General features: G+C 64.5%; 8 protein-coding genes and 1 pseudogene. 2 read left to right on the forward strand and 7 right to left on the reverse strand.

Annotation, left to right across the window (positions count from 1 at the left end):
* Positions 1-89 precede the first annotated feature (89 nt).
* Complete coding sequence (locus B6V72_RS18080; protein ID WP_088736270.1) at positions 90-2,540, forward strand: PAS domain-containing sensor histidine kinase; 2,451 nt, start codon at positions 90-92, stop codon at positions 2,538-2,540.
* Between the two features lie 19 nt (positions 2,541-2,559).
* On the opposite strand, the gene B6V72_RS19245 is transcribed toward B6V72_RS18080, so the two are convergent.
* The 3 genes from B6V72_RS19245 to B6V72_RS18090 all read right to left on the reverse strand — a co-directional run bounded on the left by B6V72_RS19245 (position 2,560) and on the right by B6V72_RS18090 (position 4,092).
* A complete protein-coding gene (locus tag B6V72_RS19245; RefSeq protein WP_168174513.1) occupies positions 2,560-2,985 on the reverse strand; it encodes a BLUF domain-containing protein in 426 nt (141 codons plus the stop codon).
* Between the two features lie 88 nt (positions 2,986-3,073).
* Positions 3,074-3,304: a hypothetical protein gene (locus B6V72_RS19250; protein WP_168173080.1), complete on the reverse strand. Its 231-nt coding sequence runs from the start codon at positions 3,302-3,304 to the stop codon at positions 3,074-3,076.
* The gene (locus B6V72_RS18090; protein WP_168173081.1) at positions 3,304-4,092 is read right to left on the reverse strand and encodes a redoxin domain-containing protein; all 789 of its coding nucleotides are present in this window, start codon (positions 4,090-4,092) and stop codon (positions 3,304-3,306) included. The genes B6V72_RS19250 and B6V72_RS18090 overlap by 1 nt, the downstream gene beginning before the upstream one ends.
* 359 nt (positions 4,093-4,451) lie before the next feature.
* Here B6V72_RS18090 and B6V72_RS18095 point away from each other — a divergent pair, with 359 nt between their 5' ends.
* On the forward strand, positions 4,452-4,733 hold the full coding sequence (locus tag B6V72_RS18095) for a glucose-6-phosphate isomerase (RefSeq protein WP_088725856.1): 282 nt from the start codon (positions 4,452-4,454) through the stop codon (positions 4,731-4,733).
* 42 nt (positions 4,734-4,775) lie between these two features.
* Here B6V72_RS18095 and B6V72_RS18100 read toward each other — a convergent pair whose 3' ends face one another.
* From B6V72_RS18100 to B6V72_RS19450, 4 genes and pseudogenes are all read right to left on the reverse strand, one after another.
* Positions 4,776-5,195, reverse strand: a complete 420-nt coding sequence (locus B6V72_RS18100; RefSeq protein ID WP_088720618.1) for a CBS domain-containing protein — start codon at positions 5,193-5,195, stop codon at positions 4,776-4,778.
* Between the two features lie 392 nt (positions 5,196-5,587).
* The gene (fsa, locus tag B6V72_RS18105; RefSeq protein WP_088736272.1) at positions 5,588-6,244 is read right to left on the reverse strand and encodes a fructose-6-phosphate aldolase; all 657 of its coding nucleotides are present in this window, start codon (positions 6,242-6,244) and stop codon (positions 5,588-5,590) included.
* Between the two features lie 35 nt (positions 6,245-6,279).
* On the reverse strand, positions 6,280-6,924 hold the full coding sequence (locus B6V72_RS18110; RefSeq protein WP_088736273.1) for a uridine kinase: 645 nt from the start codon (positions 6,922-6,924) through the stop codon (positions 6,280-6,282).
* Between the two features lie 3 nt (positions 6,925-6,927).
* A pseudogene (locus tag B6V72_RS19450) lies at positions 6,928-7,088 on the reverse strand (sugar ABC transporter ATP-binding protein); the annotation flags it as partial.

The following is a 7,088-nucleotide window of genomic DNA, read 5'->3' on the forward strand; positions in this document are numbered from 1 at the left end:
CGGCTCACCTGTGACACCTCGGCGCGCCAAACCTAGCGCCCCCGTCGATCTGAAATCGGGCACTCTGCGCGCAATGCCGAAAGGAAGACATGGCCCGCTCGAATCTCGCCCTGCTCGAAACCCATCCCTGGCACGAGACGTCGCTGGGTCCGGTCGAGGATTGGCCGCCGGAGATGCGCGGGGTGATCGCGGCGATCATGGCGTCCGATTTTCCCGTCTGCACGGGCTGGGGCGACGACACGATCCAGATCTACAACGATGCCTACAACGCGATTTTCGGCGACAAGCATCCCGCCTCTTTCGGGGCGCCGCTGCGAGACACCTGGCCCGAAATCTGGCCTTTCGTCCGCGACAATCTGGGCCACGTTAAAAGGAGCGGCGAGCCGCTTCTGTTTCAGGACACGATGTTGCCGCTGGCGAAGACGGGCCGCCCGGAGGAATGCTACTTCGATTTCTCCTACAGTGCGATCAAGGATCTGGGCGGGCGGGTGCTCGGCGTCATGTCGATCGCTGTCGAGACCACGGACGCGGTCGTCGCGCGGCGGCGGCAAGCAATGTCGGAGATCACCGCCACCTCCCATGCCGGCGGCGGTGTCCCCGCCTTTTCCGGCGCGCTGCATGCGGTGCTGTCCGACAACGACATGGACTGCCGGGCCGGAATCCTGTTTCGCCTGTCGCCCGAGAACGGCATGCCGCTCGAGGCGGAATGGACCATTCGTGCGGATCCGCAGTTCACGGGCGCCCTGCGCCCCGTCGTCGCCGCCGCGCTGTCGGGGAAAAGCGAGCGGATTTTCAACCTGCCGCGCGACGCGCAGAGGCCGGAACTCTCGGATCGGGGGATCGTGATCCCGATCGCGGATGGGCGCGCGCAGCTCATCGCGGCGCTTGTGCTGGTGCCGCACGCCTTGGTGCCGATCGACCGGAGCCTCGCCCCCTTCGCGACCCAGCTGTCGCAACGCGTTCACGCCTCACTCCATTCGGCCGAGCTTCTGGAACAGGACCTGCTCCGGGCGCGCGAGCAGATGACCGAGCAGTCGGCGATGTATCAGTTCCTTTTCGAAAACATCCGCGACGGGGCGATCTACACGGCGACGAGCGGGCGGCCGGAGGATGACGAATTCGTCCTCGCCCTCAACACCCGGGCTTGCGAAATGCTCGGCTACGACGCGGAAGAGGCGATCGGCATGCATCGCGACGCTTTCTTTTTTCCGGAGGATCGGGATCTGGCTCTGGCCCTTCAGGAGCGGAACCGGAACGACGTCTTCGTCGGCGACCTGACTTTCCGGGCGAAGGACGGCAGCCCGGTTCCGGTGGAGGTCACGTCGAATATCGTCGAACTGGCGAAGGGCGAGCGGCGGTCCGTCACCATCATTCGCGATCTTGCCAATCGAACGTCACGGGACCGGGAGCGCGACGAGCGCATGCGCACGGAGGCCCTCGCCAGCTTGACGCGGGCGGTGGCGCATGACTTCAACAACCTTCTGACCGTTGTGCTTGGCAGCCTCGATGCGCTCGAGGAAGGTCTGCCCGAGCAGGACAACCACCTCAACCTCGTCCAGAGCGCGGTGCGCGCCGCGGAGGAGGCGGGGCGCCTGACGAGCCAGCTCCTCGCCTATTCGCGCCGGACGCCGACGAAGCTGAGAATGCTCCAGATCGGGGCCTTCGTGCAGGAGATCAGACCGCTCCTGATCGCGGCTTTGGGCGACGCCAACCGGCTGGACATCGACATCGGCGAGGACGTGGCGAATTGCTGGGCCGACACCTCGGCCTTGACGTCGGCGCTGATCAACCTCGTCACCAATGCGCGCCACGCGATGACGGGAGATGGCACGCTGTCGATCACAGCGAACGTCGTTTCCGGGACGGGTTTCTATCCCTCGCATGACGGTTTCGAACTTCCGCAGGAGGAATACGTGGCCGTGAACGTGCGCGATAACGGCCCCGGCGTTCCGGCCAGCCACCGGGAAAAGATATTCGAGCCGTTCTTCACCACGAAAGGCATCGGCGAGGGAACGGGTCTCGGCCTGCCGACCGTGCTCGATACGGTGCGCCAGATCGGCGGCGATCTAAGGCTCGGGCCCGGCGACGACGACGGGGCGGAATTCCAGATCCTGCTGCCGCTTGCCACCGAGGCCGATGGCAAGGAGGCCGAGGTGGCCGCTCCGGCGGGGAATGATGAGGTCGTGCTCTACGTTGAGGACAACCTCCTCGTTCGCGAAAAAACGGTGCTGATGCTGCAAAATCTCGGGTTCTCGCCGCTTGTGGCTCGTCACGGGCGGGAGGCGCTGGACTATGCCCGGAGCGATCGGAAGATCGACATCGTGCTCACCGATCTTGTCATGCCGGGCCTGTCGGGGCGGGCGCTGGTCAGGGAGCTGGCGCGGCTGCGCCCCGCGCTGCCGGTGGTCATAGTGACCGGCTACGACCCCGAAGACCCGGCCAGCGGGACGGACATGGCCTCGGTCCTGATGAAACCCTATTCGCGGGAAGAACTTGCCGACGCATTGGTGCGCAACTTGCCGTCGCCCGGGAAAGAGTGAAAGACGCGGGCACCGGGTTTCAATGGAGCAGGTAGCTCTGTTCAGGCTCCGGCCTCGCGACCTGTTTTGCCGCCAGATGAATTTCGTCGAGGCGCTTATAGGCGAAGTCCAAGCCGTCCATGTCGGGAACGATCCGGGCCGTCGCTGCCGGACCGATCAATTTCATCCGCCACGTGGGAAAGACGCGCGCCCGGAGCAACCGAATTCTAAGCGGCGTGACGTCGGTGTGGCGCGCGTCGGAGACGATTTTCGTATAAACGCTTCGGGTTTCCGCCGAAGGGCCTTCGATGGTTTGCAGGAAGTAGGCCCCGTCGAACAGAAGCAGACCGGTGATGCCAAGTCTCTGGTTTCGATCGAGGCTTTCGGAAAGGATCGCGCTTATCCCCTCGATGGGCTTCCGAAGGCAGGAAAAGCTTCGATAGGTGATGGTTAGCAGTTCCGTCATGACCAATCTCTTGCTCTTGTCTGGAGAGTTTTGGTCCCGCCTTTCTTCAGTCTGGAGACTGAGCTTGCACGGGAGACATGCATGTCTGTCAGTGCATAGCTTGGCCGCCGCGACAAGCCGTTTTTGCTTTGCGCGCTCGCCTGCGTCGATCTTGCCACCATCGCGACGCCGATTGGACGGCGAGCAAGATGAGAACCGCTGCCAGCCCCGCGACGACGTCGACGACCAGCGAGAGCCAGATCGAACCGCCCTGCAGAAGCGTGAGCACGAGGCGGACATGGCCCACGAAGCTGCCGATGAAGATATACCCCACCGACATCAGAGCTCGCACCACCGCGTTTTCTGTCGCGGATTTTCCAGCCGCGGCGCCACTCGGAGATAGGGCAGGACATATCCCCACCTGCTGCCGACGAGACGCTGGACCTCGGCTTCCTCCATTGTGTCGGGTATGATCACCGGGTCGCCCTCGAACCAGTCGGAGGGCGTCGCGAGCCCGGTCGAGCTATGGAGTTTCACGGCTTCGATCACGCGGAGCGTCTCCTCGACGCTTCTGCCGACATAAATCGGATATTCGAAAATCATCCGGATCTTCATTTGCGAATCCAACAGGAAGGATTTGCGGACCGGCCAGGATTGGTGCTCCTTTTCATGGACCATCCCGAAGAGCGACGCGAAATCTCCACCGATATCGGCAGCGGTCGGGAACCAGACCCGCGCGTCATAAAGCTTTTCGATATCGGCGTGCCATGACAGTTGCTCGTCCACGCTCGATCCCGTCAGCCCGAGCACCTTCGCGCCGAGCCGTCTGAACGCTTTCTCGTTCTGCGCCAGCGCGCCGATTTCCGTGGTGCACACAGCCGTATTCGCAGCGGGATGGCCGAAGAGCAGCACCCAGTTGCCTTCCGCCCAGGGCCAGAACTCGATGTCTCCCTGCGTGCTCGGGAGCGTGAAATTCGGGAAGATATCGCCAATTTTGGGCAGCCATTTGACCGTTCTCCGGTAGGCGACAGGCAGCCTGATCGGTCGTCCGGTGCTGTCCTTGGGGGCGAAGAATTGCTGACTCATCGAACCTCCTCCTCGTTCAACGTCGCAGCCGGTCTTCGCCACGACGTAAACCGGTATCTCCGGTGGTTGAGGCCGGGGTTTGCGTCGCGTTTTCGGAAACTTGTGATTTTTTGCAGATTGTGGCGAAAAATTGGAAAACGTTCGCTTTTTCGACCCGCCGGGCGGTCGCGGCAGACGCTCAGGTGATCTTCGATCCCGTGAACGCAAGAGGCGGCCCACCGCGGACCGCTCGTGAAGGCTCCGGCTTCCGATCTGGGCGGAGGCAGGCATTGACGACGCCCGAGCAGCGGCCTTTCGACACGGGGCCCGCACCGCCCGCGAAGGCTTGACGCTCGACAATGACCGGCGCGCGGCGGCACGCGACCCTCGCGGGGCTTGTTTGCAACAAAAGGACATCTCCGATGACATGCCGTAGATTTCTGCCCGCCACGCTGGTCGTTCTGACGCTTTTGCCGGGCTGCGAAACCTTGACGCCGCAGCAGCGCACGGCGGTCGGACTGACCGCGGGGGCCGCGGCCGGGTTGATCACCGCCGACGCGCTGGAGGCGAACCGGGACTGGCGGATCATCGCGGCGCTTGCGGGAGCCGCGGCCGGCGTTCTGGTGGCGCAGAACAGCGTCACCGATCGCTGCGCCTATTCGAACGGCGACGGCACCTATTACGTCGCCGATTGCCCGCGCTGAGACAGGCCAAGGGGTGCGGCGTTCAGGCCGCCCCCGTCGCACTCACTTGTGGTGATTGGCGACGGCGCGGGTCATCTCGCCCACGATCTGCAACGACGTCCCGTGCGCCACGTCTCCGAGGCTCAACATCCCGACCAGCCGCTTCTTGTCGTCCAGCACCGGTAGCCTGCGGATCTTGCGCTGATCCATCAGGTGCACCGCGTCCTCGATCGTCTCGTCGGTGCGGCAATAGACGACCCCGGGCGTCATCACCTCTTCAGCACGGGTCTTCGCCGGGTCGAGCCCCTTCGCCACCACGCGCAGCGCGAGATCCCGATCGGTAATCATGCCGATGAGCTTGTCGTCCTTGCCGATCGGCACGGCGCCAATATCGTCCTTCTCCATCTGCAGGGCGATTTCCTTGACCGGGGTGTCGGCATCGGCCCATGCGGCGGGCTCGTGCATCGCGTCACTGATTTTCATGGCATCCTCCTGAACCGAGTCAGACCCGCAGCTTGCCCCACCCGGGGCGGCGCGCATTGACCGCGATCAGCACTTCACAGCCCCGCGCCTTGTCGAGCGTCAATGCCGGGACGCCGCGAATCCGCGAGAGTGAAGACATCGATGGGAGGAGTGGAAACGGAACGCCATCCGGGAGAGGCATCGAGAGATGCAAACCGCAGATGGTCGAGCCGTGGACACAAGGAGATCTGTCGATCGAAGGGCCATCTCGGCTATGCGAACTCAGGCGCCCACGTGCGGAGCTCGCAGTTTGCGGGATGGTCCTTCGTCATTGTCGGCGCGCGAAGCCGGGCGTCGCTCACGGGCGACGTCCGGTAGCAGCCGCGCTTGCGTCGCGATAATCCCGACCCGGATCAGAGGATGCTCTGCCCCGTCGCAGCCCAGTCCGCGGTGAAGGTTTCGAGCCCCTTGTCGGTCAGCGGATGCTTGACGAGCGCCCCGATCAAGCCGGGCGGCATCGTGCCGGCATCCGCCCCGGCCAGCAAGGCGCCGGTGACGTGGTTTGCGGATCGCAGGGACGCCGCCAGTATCTGCGTATCGAGCGTGGGGTAGGCATCGAAGACCTGCCGGATATCGCGCAGCAGCTGGGTGCCGTCGAGGTTGATGTCGTCGAGGCGCCCGACGAAGGGCGAGACATAGGTCGCGCCTGCCTTCGCCGCGAGGAGCGCCTGGTTCACCGAGAAGCACAGCGTCACGTTGGTCTCGCGGCCCTCTTCCCGCAGCGTGCGGCAAGCCTGGAGCCCCGCCATCGTGAGCGGCACCTTGATGCAGACGTTGGGCGCGATCTTACCGAGTACTTCCGCCTCGCGCATCATCGTCTCGTAATCGGTGCCCGCGACTTCGGCGGAAACCGGGCCGTCGACCATTGCGGCGATCTCGGCGATCGCGTCGCGGATATGCGCACCGCTCTTGGCGATCAGGCTCGGATTGGTGGTCACCCCGTCGATCAGATGCGCCTCCGCAAGCGCGCGGATCGCTTCGATATCGGCGGTGTCAGCGAAAATCTTCATGTCGTTTCCTTTCGTCGTCAACTCGGCTGGACGGTTCAGTGACCGGTGAGGATAAGGTCGGCCTCGACGCTCTGCTCAAGCACGCGGCGCGCGTTTTCGAGGTCGTTCCGGCTGGCCCGGGCAAGCGCGTCCTCGGGGGATAGCCCGTGCTCGATCCAGCGCGCGACGAGCCGGGCCTTGAGCACCTCCATGGGCGGCGCGAGCATCACCGTCGCGTCGAACAACGGCGCGAGCCCAGCCCAGTCGCCGCCGCCGAACAGCAGGTAATTCCCCTCGACGATCACGATCCGCCGGTCCGGGCTCAACACGCCGGCCTCCGGAAGCGTCCGGTCCTGCGTGCGGCTGAACAGCGGGTAGCGGATCTCCCTCCCGTCATCGCGCAACCGGCGCACCAATGCCTTGAACCCGGCGACATCGAAGGTCTCGGGCGCGCCTTTCACCGCGCGCAAGTTCCGTCTGTCGAGTTCTTCATTGTCGAGATGGAACCCGTCCATCGGCACCAGCGCCGCCGCATCCGCCGCCCGTCCGCGGGCGTTCAGCGCCGCGGTCACGGCTTCGGCCATCGTCGATTTCCCCGAGCCGGGCGGCCCCGCGATGCCAATCAGAACCCGCCCGTGGTCGCGGGGCTGCCTGTCCACCAGATCGAGAATGGCCTCCAGCTGTGCCTCGGTCGTGCTCATCGCTCAGGCCGCCTCTGTCGCGCCGTCGGGCGTTTTGGCGCCTGTCATGAAGGCGACGGCGTCCGACATCGAGTGTTGCTTCGGATCGATGACGCAGAGCCGTTTGCCCAGCCGGTGGACGTGGATCCGGTCGGCGACCTCGAAGACATGGGGCATGTTGTGCG

Origin of the sequence: Thioclava sp. F34-6 (assembly GCF_002213235.1) — a bacterium.
GTDB lineage: Bacteria > Pseudomonadota > Alphaproteobacteria > Rhodobacterales > Rhodobacteraceae > Thioclava > Thioclava nitratireducens.